This is a genomic window from Parasphingorhabdus sp. (assembly GCF_048269915.1).
GTDB lineage: Bacteria > Pseudomonadota > Alphaproteobacteria > Sphingomonadales > Sphingomonadaceae > Parasphingorhabdus.
Map to the genome: position 1 here is coordinate 595,527 of NZ_JBLWTY010000001.1, position 16,654 is coordinate 612,180.

21 protein-coding genes are annotated in these 16,654 nt (G+C 55.6%); 13 read left to right on the top strand and 8 right to left on the bottom strand.

Annotated features, from left to right (window positions below):
* Positions 1-47: 47 nt before the first annotated feature.
* Positions 48-665 (bottom strand): ribonuclease D, encoded by a 618-nt coding sequence (locus tag ACN0WX_RS02765; RefSeq protein WP_417620742.1) that lies wholly within the window; start codon positions 663-665, stop codon positions 48-50.
* 222 nt (positions 666-887) lie between these two features.
* On the opposite strand from ACN0WX_RS02765, the gene ACN0WX_RS02770 reads away from it, so the two are divergent.
* Together ACN0WX_RS02770 and ACN0WX_RS02775 are read left to right on the top strand one after the other, a co-directional pair.
* On the top strand, positions 888-1,265 hold the full coding sequence (locus tag ACN0WX_RS02770) for a hypothetical protein (protein WP_417620743.1): 378 nt from the start codon (positions 888-890) through the stop codon (positions 1,263-1,265).
* Positions 1,266-1,452: 187 nt separating this feature from the next.
* Positions 1,453-2,118 (top strand): cold-shock protein, encoded by a 666-nt coding sequence (locus tag ACN0WX_RS02775; protein WP_417620744.1) that lies wholly within the window; start codon positions 1,453-1,455, stop codon positions 2,116-2,118.
* A 111-nt stretch (positions 2,119-2,229) separates the two neighbouring features.
* Here ACN0WX_RS02775 and ACN0WX_RS02780 read toward each other — a convergent pair whose 3' ends face one another.
* Positions 2,230-2,796: a TMEM165/GDT1 family protein gene (locus ACN0WX_RS02780; protein ID WP_417620745.1), complete on the bottom strand. Its 567-nt coding sequence runs from the start codon at positions 2,794-2,796 to the stop codon at positions 2,230-2,232.
* Between the two features lie 289 nt (positions 2,797-3,085).
* On the opposite strand from ACN0WX_RS02780, the gene rpmG reads away from it, so the two are divergent.
* Positions 3,086-3,253, top strand: coding sequence for a 50S ribosomal protein L33 (gene rpmG / locus ACN0WX_RS02785; protein ID WP_417620746.1), 168 nt, complete (start codon positions 3,086-3,088; stop codon positions 3,251-3,253).
* 18 nt (positions 3,254-3,271) lie between these two features.
* Here the strand turns inward: rpmG and ACN0WX_RS02790 are convergent, their stop codons facing one another.
* Entirely contained in the window at positions 3,272-3,640 is a 369-nt protein-coding gene (locus tag ACN0WX_RS02790; protein WP_417620747.1) for a response regulator, read from the bottom strand.
* 52 nt (positions 3,641-3,692) lie between these two features.
* Here ACN0WX_RS02790 and ACN0WX_RS02795 point away from each other — a divergent pair, with 52 nt between their 5' ends.
* The 5 genes from ACN0WX_RS02795 to ACN0WX_RS02815 are packed head-to-tail and all read left to right on the top strand — an operon-like array spanning position 3,693 to position 7,048.
* A complete protein-coding gene (locus tag ACN0WX_RS02795; RefSeq protein WP_417620748.1) occupies positions 3,693-3,983 on the top strand; it encodes a DUF3572 domain-containing protein in 291 nt (96 codons plus the stop codon).
* Positions 3,976-4,653, top strand: coding sequence for an HAD family hydrolase (locus ACN0WX_RS02800; RefSeq protein ID WP_417620749.1), 678 nt, complete (start codon positions 3,976-3,978; stop codon positions 4,651-4,653). Before ACN0WX_RS02795 ends, ACN0WX_RS02800 begins: the two co-directional genes overlap by 8 nt.
* Positions 4,654-4,665: 12 nt before the next feature.
* Entirely contained in the window at positions 4,666-5,133 is a 468-nt protein-coding gene (locus tag ACN0WX_RS02805) for a RidA family protein (RefSeq protein WP_417620750.1), read from the top strand.
* Positions 5,130-5,888, top strand: coding sequence for a glycerophosphodiester phosphodiesterase family protein (locus ACN0WX_RS02810; RefSeq protein WP_417620751.1), 759 nt, complete (start codon positions 5,130-5,132; stop codon positions 5,886-5,888). The genes ACN0WX_RS02805 and ACN0WX_RS02810 overlap by 4 nt, the downstream gene beginning before the upstream one ends.
* 14 nt (positions 5,889-5,902) lie before the next feature.
* Positions 5,903-7,048, top strand: coding sequence for a GNAT family N-acetyltransferase (locus ACN0WX_RS02815; protein ID WP_417620752.1), 1,146 nt, complete (start codon positions 5,903-5,905; stop codon positions 7,046-7,048).
* Between the two features lie 2 nt (positions 7,049-7,050).
* On the opposite strand, the gene ACN0WX_RS02820 is transcribed toward ACN0WX_RS02815, so the two are convergent.
* Both ACN0WX_RS02820 and panC read right to left on the bottom strand, forming a co-directional pair.
* Positions 7,051-7,347 carry a hypothetical protein gene (locus tag ACN0WX_RS02820; protein ID WP_417621194.1) on the bottom strand — a complete coding sequence of 99 codons (297 nt, stop codon included), beginning with the start codon at positions 7,345-7,347 and terminating at the stop codon, positions 7,051-7,053.
* Positions 7,348-7,520: 173 nt separating this feature from the next.
* Positions 7,521-8,360, bottom strand: a complete 840-nt coding sequence (gene panC, locus ACN0WX_RS02825; protein ID WP_417620753.1) for a pantoate--beta-alanine ligase — start codon at positions 8,358-8,360, stop codon at positions 7,521-7,523.
* 101 nt (positions 8,361-8,461) lie between these two features.
* On the opposite strand from panC, the gene ACN0WX_RS02830 reads away from it, so the two are divergent.
* The 3 genes from ACN0WX_RS02830 (at position 8,462) to pgmG (ending at position 11,223) form a co-directional block, all read left to right on the top strand.
* A complete protein-coding gene (locus ACN0WX_RS02830; protein WP_417620754.1) occupies positions 8,462-9,286 on the top strand; it encodes a division plane positioning ATPase MipZ in 825 nt (274 codons plus the stop codon).
* A 3-nt stretch (positions 9,287-9,289) separates the two neighbouring features.
* Positions 9,290-9,724 (top strand): J domain-containing protein, encoded by a 435-nt coding sequence (locus tag ACN0WX_RS02835; protein ID WP_417620755.1) that lies wholly within the window; start codon positions 9,290-9,292, stop codon positions 9,722-9,724.
* An 89-nt stretch (positions 9,725-9,813) separates the two neighbouring features.
* A complete protein-coding gene (gene pgmG, locus ACN0WX_RS02840; protein ID WP_417620756.1) occupies positions 9,814-11,223 on the top strand; it encodes a phosphoglucomutase/phosphomannomutase PgmG in 1,410 nt (469 codons plus the stop codon).
* A gap of 29 nt (positions 11,224-11,252) precedes the next feature.
* Here the strand turns inward: pgmG and ACN0WX_RS02845 are convergent, their stop codons facing one another.
* From ACN0WX_RS02845 to ACN0WX_RS02855, 3 genes are all read right to left on the bottom strand, one after another.
* Positions 11,253-11,375, bottom strand: coding sequence for a hypothetical protein (locus ACN0WX_RS02845; protein ID WP_417620757.1), 123 nt, complete (start codon positions 11,373-11,375; stop codon positions 11,253-11,255).
* 26 nt (positions 11,376-11,401) lie between these two features.
* On the bottom strand, positions 11,402-11,524 hold the full coding sequence (locus ACN0WX_RS02850) for a hypothetical protein (RefSeq protein WP_417620758.1): 123 nt from the start codon (positions 11,522-11,524) through the stop codon (positions 11,402-11,404).
* 374 nt (positions 11,525-11,898) lie between these two features.
* Positions 11,899-12,990, bottom strand: coding sequence for an AI-2E family transporter (locus ACN0WX_RS02855; protein WP_417620759.1), 1,092 nt, complete (start codon positions 12,988-12,990; stop codon positions 11,899-11,901).
* A gap of 194 nt (positions 12,991-13,184) precedes the next feature.
* On the opposite strand from ACN0WX_RS02855, the gene ACN0WX_RS02860 reads away from it, so the two are divergent.
* Together ACN0WX_RS02860 and ACN0WX_RS02865 are read left to right on the top strand one after the other, a co-directional pair.
* The gene (locus ACN0WX_RS02860; protein ID WP_417620760.1) at positions 13,185-14,132 is read left to right on the top strand and encodes an MBL fold metallo-hydrolase; all 948 of its coding nucleotides are present in this window, start codon (positions 13,185-13,187) and stop codon (positions 14,130-14,132) included.
* 35 nt (positions 14,133-14,167) lie between these two features.
* The gene (locus tag ACN0WX_RS02865; RefSeq protein WP_417621195.1) at positions 14,168-16,591 is read left to right on the top strand and encodes a ligase-associated DNA damage response DEXH box helicase; all 2,424 of its coding nucleotides are present in this window, start codon (positions 14,168-14,170) and stop codon (positions 16,589-16,591) included.
* Positions 16,592-16,654: the final 63 nt, after the last annotated feature.

Here is a 16,654-nt window from a genome sequence, read left to right on the forward strand (position 1 = left end):
AATCCCACAATCAGTTTTTACAGCGCTTGAACAAGACGGTTTGTCGTTCAGGCATGCGCAAAAATATCAATTTCCGGCCACCCAGCAATATCCAGTCGGGCACGGTCGGGCAAAAAATCAAAGCAAGCCTGCGCCAGGGCAGTGCGCCCTTCCCGCTCGAGACGGATTTCGAGCTCATCCTTCAGCCTGTGGAGAAAGCGAACATCTGACGCGGCATAGTCGCGCTGAGCCTCGCTGAGTACAGGGTTCCCCCAATCGCTAGATTGTTGTTGCTTCGAAATATCCTGGCCGAGCAATTCTCGGACAAGCTCCTTCAGTCCGTGCCGATCCGTATAGGTACGGATAAGCCGTGAAGCTATTTTCGTGCAGAACACCGGCGCTGCCATGACGCCGAGATAATGTTCAATCGCGGCGAGATCAAAACGCGCGAAATGATAGAGTTTCAAACGGTTCGAGTCGGCGAGAATGGCGCGGAGATTGGGAGCAGCATAGTCACTGTCAGGACCGAAACGCACAAGATGCTCATCACCCTGGCCGTCTGAAATTTGTAACAGACAGAGACGATCCCGATGGGTTTGCAGCCCCATAGTCTCGGTATCAACCGCAACAGATCCCTCACCAATTACACCGGCGGGTAGATCTTCCTCGTGGAAAAAAACTGTCATTATATATTGCCTGTCTATTCTATCCTGGAACCAAGTTCATATACGCAACCACTGCGACGGCCTGACAAGAATTGGACTGTTGGCGATTGACCTTCGCCACAAATCCGGTGTGTAAATTGACAGTGTCGCTTCGTTCGATATGCTATGTGCCGGAGGCTTGCTGAAACAGCAAGTTTAGTTTGGCCTCAAGTGTTGCTTCGCTAAGCTGAAAAGGACGGATTAATGGCAGGACAAGTTCCAGAACCGGTCGCCTCTGGGTTTGATCTCAACAAGCCTACCATCATCGCGTTTCTATATATCGCTAGCTTTGTCGCTGGCATCACCGGCCTAGTCGGTTTCATTCTTGCCTTGGTCTGGAAACGTGAGTTGGCCGGCAGTTGGGAAGAGAGCCATTTGCAGTTTCACGCCATGACCTTCATCATCAGTGTGATCGTGGGCATTATTGCTGGAACTCTATCGTTTATCTTGATTGGCACTCCAATTCTGATGGCTCTTGTTCTGCTAGCTCTTGGAATGTGGGTGTTGATCCGCTCGGTATTGGCTTTGGTCAAGGCTCAGAAACATGAACCGATCTCCGACCCGAATACTTGGCTTTTCTAAAGCGGCATAATCCCTCCGGTTTTTGCTCAGATTATGGGACAAAAGCCGATTTTATTCGCTTGTTCGTCTATTTTTCTATATAGTTGAACCGCGCGGCAATAGGATTCGCGCGAAACAATGCTCCGGAAATCGTCCGCTGTGACATTGGAACTACTGGGCAGGGCGAATTGAAAGTGACTATTTAGGAATGGGTTTTGACAGAAACCGGCGAGGTAGAGGCCGGGACAAGCGCGATAGCTTTGGTGATGAAAACTTCGATGGATATCAAGGTGACAGCGGCCCGCCCGTCGAAAGATATACGCGGCCGGACAACGATTTCAGCGGTGGCAGACGGGGCGGCGGCATGCCGGATCAGGTCGTCGGCGAAAGCACCGGCACCGTAAAATTCTTCAACGCGCAAAAGGGTTTTGGCTTCATCGTGCAAGATGGCGGCGGCGAAGATGTTTTCGTCCATATCAGCCAAGTCGAACGCGCGGGCCTGAAAGGTCTCGCTGAAGGCCAGACATTACGCTTTTCTCTGGTAGACCGCGGTGGAAAAGTTTCCGCTTCCGACATCCAGATCGAAGGTGATCTTATTGAAGTTCAGGATAATAGAGGGGCCCGCGAAGATCGTGGTGGCGCGCCTCGCAGGGAACTGACCGGAGAAAAAGCCACCGGTACTGTTAAGTTTTTTAACGGCAGCAAGGGCTTCGGATTCATTCAACGTGATGACGGGCAGCCGGATGCTTTTGTCCATATTTCAGCCGTGGAACGCGCCGGTATGCGCGGGCTGGAAGAAGGGGACAAGCTGGAGTTTGAGCTGGAAGTGGACCAGCGCGGCAAGACAGCAGCAGTCAATCTGATCGCAAAATAGCGGGTCAGGCTGCATTACATATTTTATAAATGGCGGGCTTTTGTCCGCCATTTTTTTGTACCCAGAAGACCGTTCGACGCTGCCCGGTCAACCTATATATTAGGGGCTGCTTCAAATAATCCCCCATGCGCCAAGCGCCAATATGCCTCCGATCAGGAGGAAGGCGCCGCCGCCTGCGTACCGAATGGAGCGTATCGGGATATGTTCCGCCAATTGGCGCCGCAACAAAATCGCAGGCACACAAGCAATCATGACCCCGATCCATCCTCCGGCTGCAGCAAATGCCCACATGTCTGTTCGTGCGGCGGTCGCCGCGAGAATAAACTGGCCCTTGTCACCCAGCTGCAGAATAAAAAGTCCCAGAAAGGACGTCCAGAATGGCCCAAGACTCCAATTTTCCAGCAAGTCGACCGGACGCCGCCAGGCGAGCATGCCGACCCCGGCAAAAATCAGCGACAGAGCATAAAATAGCTGCAAAGGCTCTTCGCTGATCCATTGGTGGGCCGTATCGCCCAACATTGCGGAGATCACGCAATTGCTAAGCGTTGCACAGCCCAACCCCAAGATAATCGGTGCAACACGGCCATATCTTATCGCCAGCGCGGCGCAAAGAATCTGTGACCGGTCACCGAATTCTGCCAGCGAGAGAGCAAAAAGGGAGGTTAGAAACGCGTCCACTTTACAAAATGGTCACGGCTTTCCACCGAGGCGGAGCGCAACATTGGCCATCGGCGCTTCGGTCTGCAAACAGATTTCCATCATGATTCATCGCTGCGGTTCCTTCTTCCTCCGAAGACCATGCTAAAACATGGTTTAGAAAGAATGAATTCCATAGCGCTTCCTTTAACAGGTTCTTGCCGGCTTTTTCTTGACATTCGCTGTTGCAGTCACCATTAGGCCCAACAATCAATGCGGCGCCCAATCGCGTCGCTGTTTTTATTTCAGCTTCTGTCTTAAGGAATGCACCATGGCGAAACCAGCCAATGTAAAGATCAAGCTCGTCAGCACCGCTGACACCGGTTTTTTCTATGTAACTCGCAAAAATCCTCGCAATCTTACTGAAAAGATGGTGCAACGGAAATATGATCCGGTCGCCCGCAAGCACGTAGAATTCAAAGAAGCCAAAATTAAATAAGCAGCTTTTGGCCAAGCTTTAACGGTGTAGAATTTTCTGCACCGATTCGATGAATTTCGCGACCGAGATGGGCTTTGAGACATAGACCTCAGCCCCGGCGCTCAATATCCGGTCTTCATCGCCTTTCCCGGCATATGCTGTCACGGCCATGATCGGTATGATCTTGAGCTGACTGTCTTTCTTGATCTGCTCGATCAATTCTAGGCCGCTGACATGGGGCAGTTGAATATCCATCACGATCAGATTCGGTACAAAGTTGCGCGCTTTGTCGAGTACTTCGCGGCCATCCTTGACCGGCTCAACGACAAAACCATGGGCCCGCAGCAGATCGCAGAATAGCTTGAGGTTCAACTCATTATCCTCAACCACCAACACTCTTTTTGCCACGACCGGATTTGCCCTTTCAAACTTGCTGTCGACCCATTAGGCGAAAGCGGCAATGGAAACAAATCCCAATCTCGGGCCGGACGCCGAAATCATCGCCTTGCAAGCGCTCGGTTGGGTGCTGCAGGATCAGGACCGCGCGCAACGCCTTCTTGCGCTGACCGGACTGGATCCCCGGGAACTGAGATCGGGCCTGGAAGACCCCGCTATGCTGGCATCACTGCTGGGATTTCTCACCAATCACGAACCCGATCTTATCGCTTGTGCGGAGGCCATCGATATCTCACCGGCCAAACTGGCCGCGGCAGCGAACCACCTAAATTCTCCCGGAGATTTCCATGACTAAAAAACCCCTGCTGATCAGCGATTGCGATGAAGTCTTGCTACATATGGTGGTGCCTTTCCAGCAATGGCTGGACAGCGACAAGCACATCCATTTCGATTTGGAAAATGGCAGTGATTTTGCGAATGCCCTCAGGCATAAACATGATGGTACGCAGGTCCTGCCGGAACAAATATGGCCTATGCTGAAAGAGTTTTTTGACAATGAGATGCATCGGCAAGAGGCTATTGAAGGCGCGGTACATTCTATCAACCTGCTCAGCGAAACCGCTGATGTCGTCATATTGACCAACCTGCTGGATGACCGCCGGGAAGCGCGCGCAGCCCAGCTCAGGGCAGTCGGCATCGACTTCCCCGTCTATACCAATCAGGGCGGCAAGGGTGAGCTGCTGAACAATATTATAGCCGAATTCGAACCTGCTGTTACTGTCTTTGTCGATGATCTGGGTCACCAGCATGGCAGCGTCGCCAAACACGCGCCCGACGTCTGGCGATTGCAGATGGTCGGCGAACCTATCATGGCAAAACATATCAAGACAAATCCTGCTGCCCACGTCCGTATCGATTCATGGAGCAAAGCCGTGACCTGGATATCCGACAAATTTGACAATGCCGAACCGGCACCGGCGATGGACTTGTCATCGCAAGTGCTTGACCCAGCCAACCATGCGTGAGACTTTTGCCCTATGACCGACCATATTGAAAAAGCCCTGGCAGCGAAAGGCATTGACTTGCCGACACCCGCTGCGCCCGTTGCCTCTTATGTCCCTGCCGTCGAAATGAATGGATTGCTCCATATCAGTGGTCAGGTATCGATGCTTGATGGACAGTTGATCACCGGGCGTCTCGGTGACAATATGACGCTGGAAGAAGGACAAGAGGCCGCTAAAGCCTGTGGACTGATGATTGCAGCGCAGATCAAGAAGGCGACCGGATCCCTCGACCGGGTGAACCGGATTGTCAAACTCGGCGTGTTCGTAAACAGTACGGCAGACTATACCGATCATCCCAAGGTTGCCAACGGCTGTTCCGACATCATGGAAGTGATTTTTGGCGCCGCTGGACTTCATGCCAGAAGCGCTGTCGGGGTCGCATCCTTGCCGCTGGGCGTAGCGGTTGAGGTTGATGCCATTGTCGCTTTGAAACCCGAGTGATCGGGAAGCTGCTCGACGACGCACTTGCGCCAGCCCCGGCGCCTGACCGAGTAGCGTTTCTGAAAGGCCAGCCCTATGCCCATCGCGGGCTACACGGCCAAGACGTGCTCGAGAACAGCCCCGCTGCTTTTGAAGCCGCGATCAAGCTCGGCCACGGGATCGAGTGTGATGTTCAGGCTGCGGAAGACGGTCGGGCCTTTGTATTTCACGACTTTGAACTGGATCGGTTGACCGATCAGTCCGGGCCCATTGGCAAATTGCGAACCGAAGATATTGACCGGATTCAGCTGAACGGCGGTCATGAAAAAATTCCCCGCTTGCGAGAAACTTTGACCCAGATTGCCGGTCGGGTGCCTGTTCTGATCGAGATCAAATCCCGCAATTTACGGGTGGGGCCGCTTTGTCTATCCGTGCGTCGGGCCTTGGAAGGCTATGGCGGTCATGCTGCGATAATGTCATTCAATCCGCTGGTTGGAGCGTGGTTTCGCAAAAATGCCCAACATATTATTCGCGGCCTGGTGGTGACGGAGGAAGATAGCAAGAACTGGCGGGGACGGATCGCCCGCCACCGGAATCTCTGGACTGCACAGCCCGATTTTCTGGCCTATGACATTCGCGATCTGCCGTCTCGCTTTGCCGCTGCGCAGCGCGCACGCGGCTTGCCCATCGTCACCTGGACGGTGCGCTCCGCCGAACAAGAGCATATCGCGGCTACATATGCCGACGAACCGGTTTATGAGATGCCCCAGACCTGATAGCATTGCGCGCAATGTCCGATTCCCCCTCCGAAATTCTGGCCCATGTCGCACCGGATATCGCGAGTCTTTCCGCGGACCAGTGGGATGCCTGTGCCGGCTCGTCCAACCCGTTTGTCTCCCATGCCTTTCTCTCGGCCATGGAGGAATCCGGAAGTGTTGGCCCGGGAACCGGCTGGAAATCCATGCCGATCGTCATTGAGGATCAGGCTGGTGGAATTGCTGCCTGCCTGCCAAGCTATCTCAAGTCGCACAGCCAGGGGGAATATATTTTCGACCAGCAATGGGCGCATGCCTATGAAAATGCCGGCGGCCAATATTATCCCAAAATCCAGATTGCTTCGCCCTTTTCCCCGGTGCCCGGACCCCGCCTGCTTTTGCGCGATGAATCCCTGGCCGTGCCGCTGTTACGCGCTGCTCAACAATTAGCAGAAAATAACGGGATTTCATCGGTCCATGCGACATTCGTGAGCGAAGACCAGCTCCACCATTTTCGCGAAGCTGACTGGATGATTCGCACAGACAGCCAGTTCCACTGGCGCAATGACGGCTATGAGAGTTTCGATGATTTTCTCGCCGCGCTGTCTTCCCGGAAACGCAAGGCGATCCGGCGGGAACGGGCCAAGGCGCAGGAAGCAGTGGAAATTATCCATCTTTCGGGCGACGAAATACAACCGCATCATTGGGACTATTTCTGGGAATTTTATCAGGATACCGGGATGCGCAAATGGGGCCAGCCCTATTTGACCCGCGACGCCTTTGATCTTTTACACCGGAAAATGGCGGACAAATTGCTGCTGATTTTCGCCATACAGGACGGTATACCCGTGGCCGGCGCGCTTAATGTCATTGGCAAGGATACACTTTACGGACGCTATTGGGGCTGTACGCACAATATCCCGTTCCTGCATTTCGAGATTTGCTATTATCAGGCGATTGATGCCGCCATCGCCCGCGGATTGAAGACCGTCGAGGCCGGAGCGCAAGGGAGCCACAAACTGGCTCGGGGCTATCAGCCGGTGCCGACCTGGTCCGCGCATTATATTGTCGATCCGGGATTCCGCTCGGCGATTGCTGATTATCTCGAACGCGAGCGGCAGGCGGTTGCCGCCGATATTGAATTTCTGGCCGAATTGGGGCCGTTTAGAAAATCTGACTAGGTTCAGGCTGCGCGGCGAGAGGTTTCTTGCAACCAGCTACGCGCTTCCCGCTGGGCTTCGGCAATTTCACGCGCAGTCATTTCAAGCGAGATTTCGGCCCGGCAGGTCTTGCTTTCATCATGACCAGATAATGCTGCCAAATTAAACCATTTATGCGCTTCGATCAAATCGACTTCGACGCCTTCCGATCCGGTAGAATATACAACGCCCAGATCAAAATATGCATTGTCGCTGCCTTGCGCTGCTTCAGCAAGCCGGCTTTCGATCAGAAAGGCGGCGCTTTTCATGCTATTGCCCATATTATCAGTCCCTGTTTCAATCGCCGCAGTTTTTGGCGACAAAGGGACTTTCACCGCAATTTCCTAAAATAATGGTTAACGCGAATCTCAGAAAATCATTTTTACCGCATCGAAACACCATGAAATCCGGCGATTTTGGCATCGCCTATAGTTAACAAGGCCATGCCGCGGCCTTAGGAAACAGGGATATTGTCGATCAACCGGGTGCGACCAATATGAGCGGCGCCAAAAAGACGGGCGGGTGCAGCAAAAACATCCAATTCCGCTAGCGTTTCAGCGTTGCGCAGTTCCAGATAATCAATTTTGTGGAAACCGGAAGCGAGCATTCGGGCTTTGGCCGCCTCCAATATCGCTGCAACCGGGCCACCAGCCGCGATCGCATTTGCCGCTTCGCGCATCGTGTCGGGAAGCGCCACCGCATTGGCCCTTTGCTCCGCGGTCAAATAAGCATTGCGCGACGATAGAGCGAGGCCATCGGAATCGCGGACCGTCGGGACACCAATAATATCATGAGTAAAATCAAGATCGCGCGCCATCCGCCGGATGACCGCAAGCTGCTGATAATCCTTTTCCCCGAAAAAGGCAGCATCGGGGCGGACCTGGTTGAACAGTTTCGCGACCACCGTCGCTACGCCGTCAAAATGGCCTGGCCGCGCCGCGCCGCAAAGACCGTCGCTGATCCCGCTCACGCTAATTTGGGTGGCATAGCCTTTGGGATAGACCTGGTCCGCTGTTGGTGCCCACAGCAATGACACGCCGGCCGCTTTGAGCAACGCGGCATCGGTTGCTTCCTGACGCGGGTAGGCATCCAGATCCTCCCCCTCGCCAAACTGGGTCGGATTAACAAAGATAGACGCCACAACCGCGTCACATTGTTCCATCGCCACTTCCACCAGCCGCATATGACCTGCGTGCAAAGCGCCCATGGTCGGAACCAGTCCAATTTTGGCCCCGGCTTTGCGAAACTCCGCCAAAGCGTCCCGCAGCGGGTCAAGCTGTCGAACAATTTGCATGCATCACTCTTTGCGTCTAGATTTTGCTGTAAAGCTCATGTGGGCTATGCGACGGGGAACCGTCCTTCGCAAGGACCAAAAAAAGGGGTATTGTTTAAAACGTGACCGACAGTGCGCATCATATCGTCTTTGCCAATGAAAAAGGCGGGACCGGAAAGTCGACCACCGCAGTTCATGTTGCGGTTGCTCTGGCCTATCAGGGACACAGGGTCGGGATTATCGATCTCGATCCCCGTCAGCGTACATCCTATCGTTATCTGGAAAACCGCGACGCGACGATGAAGCGACTGAATATTGATATTCCGCAGCCCAATTATGAAGTATTCGAAGACGACGACCTTCCCCGTCTTGAACAGCTGATCGAACGGATGGCCCACGGGGTCGATTTTCTGCTGTATGACACGCCGGGTCGCGATGATAAATTCGCCCGCTATGTGGCAACGCGGGCGAATACGCTGGTTACACCGATTAATGACAGTTTTGTTGATTTTGACCTCATCGGGCAGGTCGATCCGGAAACCTACAAGGTCCGCAAACTGAGCTTTTATGCGGAACTGATCTGGGATGCGCGTAAAGCGCGGGCCAAAGCGGACGGCGCGACGATAGACTGGGTATTGCTGAGAAACCGGACCCAATATGTCGAAGCGCATAATATGAAACGGATTGTTGCCGCCCTTGCTGAATTATCGCAGCGCGTCGGATTCCGTATCATTCCCGGACTCAGCGAACGGGTCATTTACCGCGAGCTTTTTCCCGCCGGCCTGACGATGCTGGACAAACAACATCTCGTCCGCCTCGCTGCGAGCCATCTGGCGGCGCGTCAGGAATTGCGCGAGTTGATCAAGCATCTTGCCCTGCCGCGACCCGGCCAGAACTCGATCGGCAGCGATGATCTGGCTCTTGCCAAGCCCAAGCTGGTGGCCTGACCGGTGACGCCCTTGCTCATATTTGGCGGTGCGATTCTGGCTTGGCTGATATTGTCGGGCAAGGCGAAATCGATGACCGCCAACCAGTGGCTCGCGCTCGTTGTTGCGCTAGTAGGCGCAAATTTCCTGCGCGGCGGTAGCTGGATCATGGGCGGGGCGATGCTCGCAGGCGCAGCCTTTCTCAGTGGTTGGCGCATATTGATCCCCGCCCGCGACAATGTTGAGCCGAAACGCAAACCGCGCAATTTTGAACTGGACCGGGCGCGTTCCTTGCTGGGCGTCAGCGATGATGCCGGGTTTATCGAGATCAACGCAGCCTGGAAAGAACGGCTGGCGGAACATCATCCCGACAATGGCGGCGACGAGCAGCTGGCGAAGATGATAAACCGGGCGCGGGATATATTATTGGAAGAATTGGAAACATCTAACCATCGGTAATGAAGCTGTCGCAGTTGGACAGTAGCTCTGGATTTTCCGACATTTGCCTCCTACAAACTTTCAACAATCTAACAATCCAAGGCCCTGCTATGACCGCTCCAAACTCCCATGAATTTCATTCCACGTCGCTGCGCGAATATGATATCCGCGGCATTGTCGGCGAGACGCTGGGTGCGGACGACGCCTATGCCATTGGCCGTGGCTTCGGAACGCTAATCGCGCGCGACGGCGGCACTGCCGTTGCCACCGGATTTGACGGGCGCGACAGTTCCCCGATGCTGGAAGACGCGCTAGTCCGTGGTCTTAACGATGCCGGAGTCAATGCCATTTCCGTTGGTATGGGACCAACCCCGATGCTCTATTATGCCGAAAGCGTATTGGACCAGGTGCAGGGCGGCATCATGATCACCGGCAGCCATAACCCCGCCAATTATAACGGCTTCAAGATGGTGCTTCAGGGCCGACCGTTCTTTGGAACAGACATTCTGGGGCTAGGGACGATGGCATCAGATGGTGACTGGGACAACGGGTCGGGCACGTTTGAGCGGATCGACATTGAGGAGGAATATGTCGCACGGTTGCTGAAAAACTTCACGGGCGGAGCGTTCAAGGTTGGCTGGGATTGCGGCAATGGAGCGGCGGGTCCGGTAATAGAGAAATTAACCACTCTGCTGACCGAACGTGGTGCCGGCGAGCATCACCTGCTTTACACTGATGTCGACGGGTCCTTCCCCAATCATCATCCCGATCCGACTGAAGAAAAGAATCTCGCAGATCTTAAAGCATTGGTCGCTGAGAAAAATCTCGATTTCGGCGTGGCTTTTGACGGCGACGGAGACCGGATCGGTGCGATCGATGGCACGGGCCGGGTGATCTGGGGCGACCAGCTGCTGCAAATCTACGCCGAAGACGTGCTGAAAAGCGAACCCGGCGCGACAATCATTGCGGACGTTAAAGCGTCACAGGCCCTATACGACCGGATCGCAGAGCTGGGTGGCAAGCCGTTGATGTGGAAGACCGGGCATAGCCTGATCAAATCCAAGATGAAGGAAACCGGATCCCCGCTCGCCGGCGAGATGAGCGGACATATTTTTTTCAAACATGATTATTATGGTTTCGATGATGCACCCTATGCCGCGATTCGGCTGATTCAGGCGGCGACCAATATCGGCAAGAGCGTGACCCAGATGCGCAGCGACATGGTCGAGATGATCAACACGCCGGAAATGCGCTTTCAAGTGGACGAGAGCCGCAAATTTGCGGTAATCGACGAGGTGCTGGAGCGGCTTTCAGCGAGCGGTGCGACCGTGAATGACACCGACGGCGCCCGGGTCAATACCGAAGACGGCTGGTGGCTGCTGAGAGCGAGCAACACACAGGATGTGCTGGTGGCAAGGGCCGAAGCGAAATCGCAAGATGGTCTTGACCGGTTGATGGCGCAGATTGACGAACAACTGGCGCTTTCAGGTCTTGAGCGTGGCGAAACGGTGGGACATTAATTTACCGGCGCCAATCCGGCCCATCTATATCAGATAAAGGTCGAAACTGTGCCATTTGTGGCCGGACCGACCGAACTGATGACCAAAATCACCGTGCAGAACATCGCGGATAATCCGGCGGCTATTTCCTGGCGAAACGAAAAGCGGGGCATGATATCTTCCTTTCTGTGATTTGAATTTATGCGAACATCGAAGCCGAGTTCTGGACAGCCGGGCCAACACTTGCGGCAACCAAAACGGCGGCTGAGAAAAGAGCGGCAAAAGCGGCGACGACTGGGTTCTGGATATTTACGTTGGTCATTTTTCATTCCTTGTTAAATCTGGGCCTTCGAAACTTTCTGTTCGCGAAGATACAAACAGCTTTGCATAGGCCGTGCCAGTTTTAATATATCGCAATATATCAATGTGTTATAACCATCTGAGCCAGGAGCCTATTTCAGTCGATCCCTGTTTATGGGAAATTATCCCAACTTTTGGTTTCTTAGGCCCGCCAGGCAGCCACCTGTTCGCATATCCAATGGCGAAATTTTCTACCCCTGCTCAACCGGCCTTAGCCCAATAACGACATAGCAAGAGGGGGAGGCGGTCAGGGCAGCCGACCTTGACCTGCTAATCCGCAGCGGGAGTCAGCGGCGGTGGATTAATGAATGGCGGACGATAAAGCCCGCAGCGGGATTATTCGCTGGTCTCGCCCAATACGCCGGATTCTTGATGCATATCCGAGAAAATGCTCCAGATCGCGATAAACAAGGCCGCCACCAGCGGACCGATCACAATGCCGTTGATCCCGAACAGCTGGAGCCCGCCGAGCGTCGAGATCAGCACAACATAATCCGGCATTCGCGTGTCCCGACCGACCAGAATGGGCCGGATGATATTATCGACCATGCTGATCACGAAAATTCCGCAAAATGCCAGCACGACGCCCTCCCAGACATCGCCGGTAACCAGCAGATAGAGCGCCACCGGGACCCATACGAAGCCGGTACCGATTGCTGGTATCAAAGAAAAAACACCCATTAGCACGCCCCATAGCAAGGCGCCGCGTATATCGAGCACCCAGAATACCAGACCGCCAAGAGTCCCCTGAATGATAGCGATGATCAGACTGCCCTTGATGGTTGCGCGAATAACTATCAGGAATTTTTCCATCAGGATTTGGCGTTTCTCCTCACTCATGGGAATCATCTGTTCGATCCGTTCGGTCAGCGCGCGGCCATCGCGCAGCAGGAAAAAAGTCAGGTACAACATAACACCCAGACCGAGCATGAACTGAAAAGCCCCCTGACCGACGCTCAGCAACTGGGTCACCAGAAATTCGAGAATGGCGCTGATGGATTGTTCGATCTCAGCCCTTATGCTGGCAAAGTCATCATATCCATAAATAGCCAACTGGACCTGCATCCAGTGGGGCAGAGAATCTTCAAAGGCCTCGAACACGGATCCGAAATCAATTTCCCCCGCCTGCATTCGCAGATAAATACTCGCGGCTTCCTGCGCCATAGCCATGCCAAGCAGAATCGATGGCACAACGACGAGCAGCAAAATCAGGATCAAGGTGATCACCGCGGCAAGACTCGGCCTGCCCGGAAGATAGCCCAATAAGCCTTCATATACCGGGCGGAACAGCACCGCAACGACAACGCCCCAGACAACTGCGCCGAAAAACGGTTCAATGAGAGCCGCGAAGGCTAGCGAAACAATCACCAGAAGCGCGATCAGAAAACCCCATTCAACCCGCTTTTTCGATGGTGATTGCTCGTCCATATATTGTTGCTCTTATTGGGTCTGCTGGTGCGACCGCGTTGAAATTTCTCTGACTGGCAGATACGGGAATATTTAAGAGCGGGCAAGGATCAGGCGCGATCTCGACAATATCATTCACCTCGCTTGAACCTCTGTTCAAATCTTTTGAAAGCTGCGACAATGAAACCCTAGCGGCACAAGAGGGTGGGAAGAAGATGACGGCATATCCCTTTCAAAAAGGACTGCATGAAACCGGCAACGGTCTGTACGCCTATCTCCAGCCCGATGGCGGCTGGGGCTGGTCCAATGCCGGTCTGATCACCGATAGCGGCGAATCCTTGCTGGTCGACACATTGTTCGACGCCAGCCTGACCCGCGAAATGCTCGCCATCATGGCGGATGCGGCCGGTGTCGGTGCCGATGATATTGGCGTCATCGTCAACACCCATGCCAATGGCGATCATACCCATGGCAATGGCTGCTGTCACAAGGCCGAGGTCATTGCCTCCAAAGCCAGCGCCCAGGAAATGTCCGAGTTACCGGCAAGCCAGCTCGCCGCAATCATGGAGCAGGCGCAGGCGATGGGTCCGGCCGGACAATATCTGGTCGATATTTTCGGCCGCTTCGACTTTACCGATGTCGAGGAAAAGCTGCCGACGCAGACTTTCAGCGGCCGACACAGCCTGACGGTCGGCGACAAGAAGGTCGACCTGATCGAAGTTGGTCCGGCGCATACAGCGGGTGATGTTCTGGTCCATGTGCCGGGCGACAGGACCGTCTTTACCGGTGACATATTGTTCATCGAGGGCACACCGATCATGTGGGCAGGGCCGGTGGCCAACTGGATCGCGGCCTGCGACACGATCATCGACCTCAAGGCCGAAACCATCGTCCCGGGCCACGGGCCGATCACCGATGTCCATGGCGTCCGGCAGGTGCAGGATTATCTGCGCTATATCGACCAGGAAGCGCGAAAGCGTTTCGACGCCGGCCTGTCGGTCCGCGATGCCGCACATGATATCCGGCTCGGCGACTTTGCCAGCTGGGGTGACAGCGAACGGATCGCGGTCAATGTGTCGACCCTCTACCGCGAATATGCGGGGGATAGCGCTCCGCCGGATGTGGTCCAGCTGTTCGGGCTGATGGCGGAGTTGAAGCAATAGCCATAAAGCGCCATTCCAGTGCGACGGCCGACAACATAATCCCGCCGATCCTGGCCGACTGGTTCGCCACACGCGGCTGGGCGGTGCGGGAGCATCAGCTGGAGATGCTGGCAGCGGCGCGAGCAGGGCGTCACGCCTTGCTGACCGCGCCGACCGGGGCCGGCAAGACGCTGGCCGGGTTCCTGCCGACGCTCGTGGATCTGGTCGAAGGGGATGATGAAGGTGGCCTCCACACGCTCTATATCTCGCCGCTCAAGGCGCTTGCCGTGGACGTCCAGCGCAACCTGCTGACGCCGATCGAGGAAATGGCGCTGCCGATCACGGTCGAGACGCGCAGCGGCGATACACCGGCCAACCGCAAGGCAAGGCAGCGAGTCAGGCCACCGCAAATTTTGCTGACCACGCCGGAATCGCTCAACCTGCTGCTCAGCCAGCCGGAAAGCTTCACCCTGTTCGCCAGCCTCAGGCGGGTGGTGATTGACGAGGTCCACGCCTTTGCCACCGGCAAGCGCGGTGATTTGCTCGCCCTGTCGCTGGCGCGGCTGCAGAAAATCGCACCGGCCATGCAGCGGGTTGCTTTGTCCGCGACGGTTGCCGAACCGGATGACTATCGTGCGTGGCTCGCGCCGTATGGCGATATCGACAGCGTCACCCATGTTCGCGGCGCAGAAGGCGCACCGGCCGATCTGTCGATCATGCTGCCGGAAACACCACAAGGCGATCCGGTGCGGGTGCCCTGGTCCGGCCATGCCGGCGCTTATGCCATCCCGCAGGTGATGGAGCAGATCCGCCGCAACCGGATGACGCTGGTTTTCTGCAACACCCGCTTTCTCGCCGAGTTCACCTTCCAGAAACTGTGGGATATCAATGACGAGACCCTCGCCATCGGTATCCACCACGGCAGCCTGTCGAAGGAAGCGCGACGCAAGGTCGAAAGCGCCATGGCGACCGGCAAGATGCGCGCGCTCGTCTGCACCGCATCGCTCGATCTCGGCGTCGACTGGGGCGATATTGATTGCGTCATCCAGATGGGCGCACCCAAGGGGTCGTCTCGCCTGCTGCAGCGTATTGGCCGCGCCAACCATAGGCTGGACGTGTCATCGAAGGCGCTGCTCGTGCCCGGCAACCGGTTTGAGTATCTCGAGGCGCAGGCCGCACTGGATGCGGTCAATGAAGGCCGCCGCGACGGCGAGCCGTTTCGCGCCGGGGGGCTCGACGTGCTCGCTCAGCATGTCATGAGCTGTGCCTGCGCCGCGCCGTTTCAGGAGGACGATATGCTCGACGAGCTGCTGTCCGCCCTGCCCTATAGCGCCCTCAGCAAAGAACAGTTTGAGCGGGTGCTGAGCTTCACCCGCGATGGCGGCTATGCGCTGAAAGCCTATGACAAGTTCAGGCGCCTCCGCCGCGATACAAAGGGCGTGTGGAGCCTGACCCATCCGAAATTTGCCACGCAGCACAGACTCAATGCCGGGATCATTGTCGATGCGGCGATGATGACCGTCCGGTTCAAAAATGGCCGCAGCCTTGGCAAGGTCGAGGAGGGTTTTGCCGCCATGCTATCGGTCGGCGACACGTTTTTCTTCGCTGGACTGAGCCTTGAGCTGATCAAGATGGACAGCAGCGATGTCATCGTCCGGGCATCGAAGAAAGCCGCCATGATCCCCAGCTATATGGGGGCGAGACTGCCATTGACCACCCATTTGTCGGACCGGGTCCGGGGGTTCCTGACCGACCGCGCGGGATGGGCGCGCTTCCCCGATGATGTCCGTGAATGGCTGGAGATGCAGGACCATCGCTCGGTCATGCCGGAACCTGGTCAATTGCTGGTCGAGACCTTTCCGCACGAGAATCTGCACTATATGGTCTGCTACAGTTTCGAGGGCTGGAACGCGCACCAGTCGCTCGGCATGCTGCTGACCCGGCGGATGGAGGATCGCGGTCTCAAGCCGGTCGGCTTTGTCGCCAATGATTACGCGCTCGCCTGCTACAGCGTCGAACCTGTTACCGATCCCGCGCCATTGTTCAGCGCCGACATATTGGAGGATGAGTTTTTCGACTGGGTAGAGGGCTCGCACTTGCTCAAACGCGCCTTCCGCGAGGTAGCGGTGATCAGCGGCCTGGTCGAGCGGCAACATCCCGGCAAGCGCAAGACCGGCAAGCAGGTCACTTTCTCGACCGATCTCATTTTCGATGTGCTGCGCAAATATGAACCCGATCATTTGCTGATGCAGGCTGCCTGGGCCGATGCCCGCGCCCGAATGACGGACGTCGGCCGGCTAGGCGATCTTCTCGACCGCGCAGCCCACTCGATCGTTCATGTTGATCTGGACCGGGTTAGCCCGCTGGCGGTGCCCGTATTGGTGATGATCGGCCGGGAACATGTCGCCCAGGGTGCCACTGATGATGCGCTATTGATCGAGGCCGAAGCCCTGATCAACGAAGCCATGAAAATGGACTAGCGCGAAACATCCCATAGGCCGGAATTTGGTCAAATACCGTTTCTGGCGTAGAAGGGCGAAATG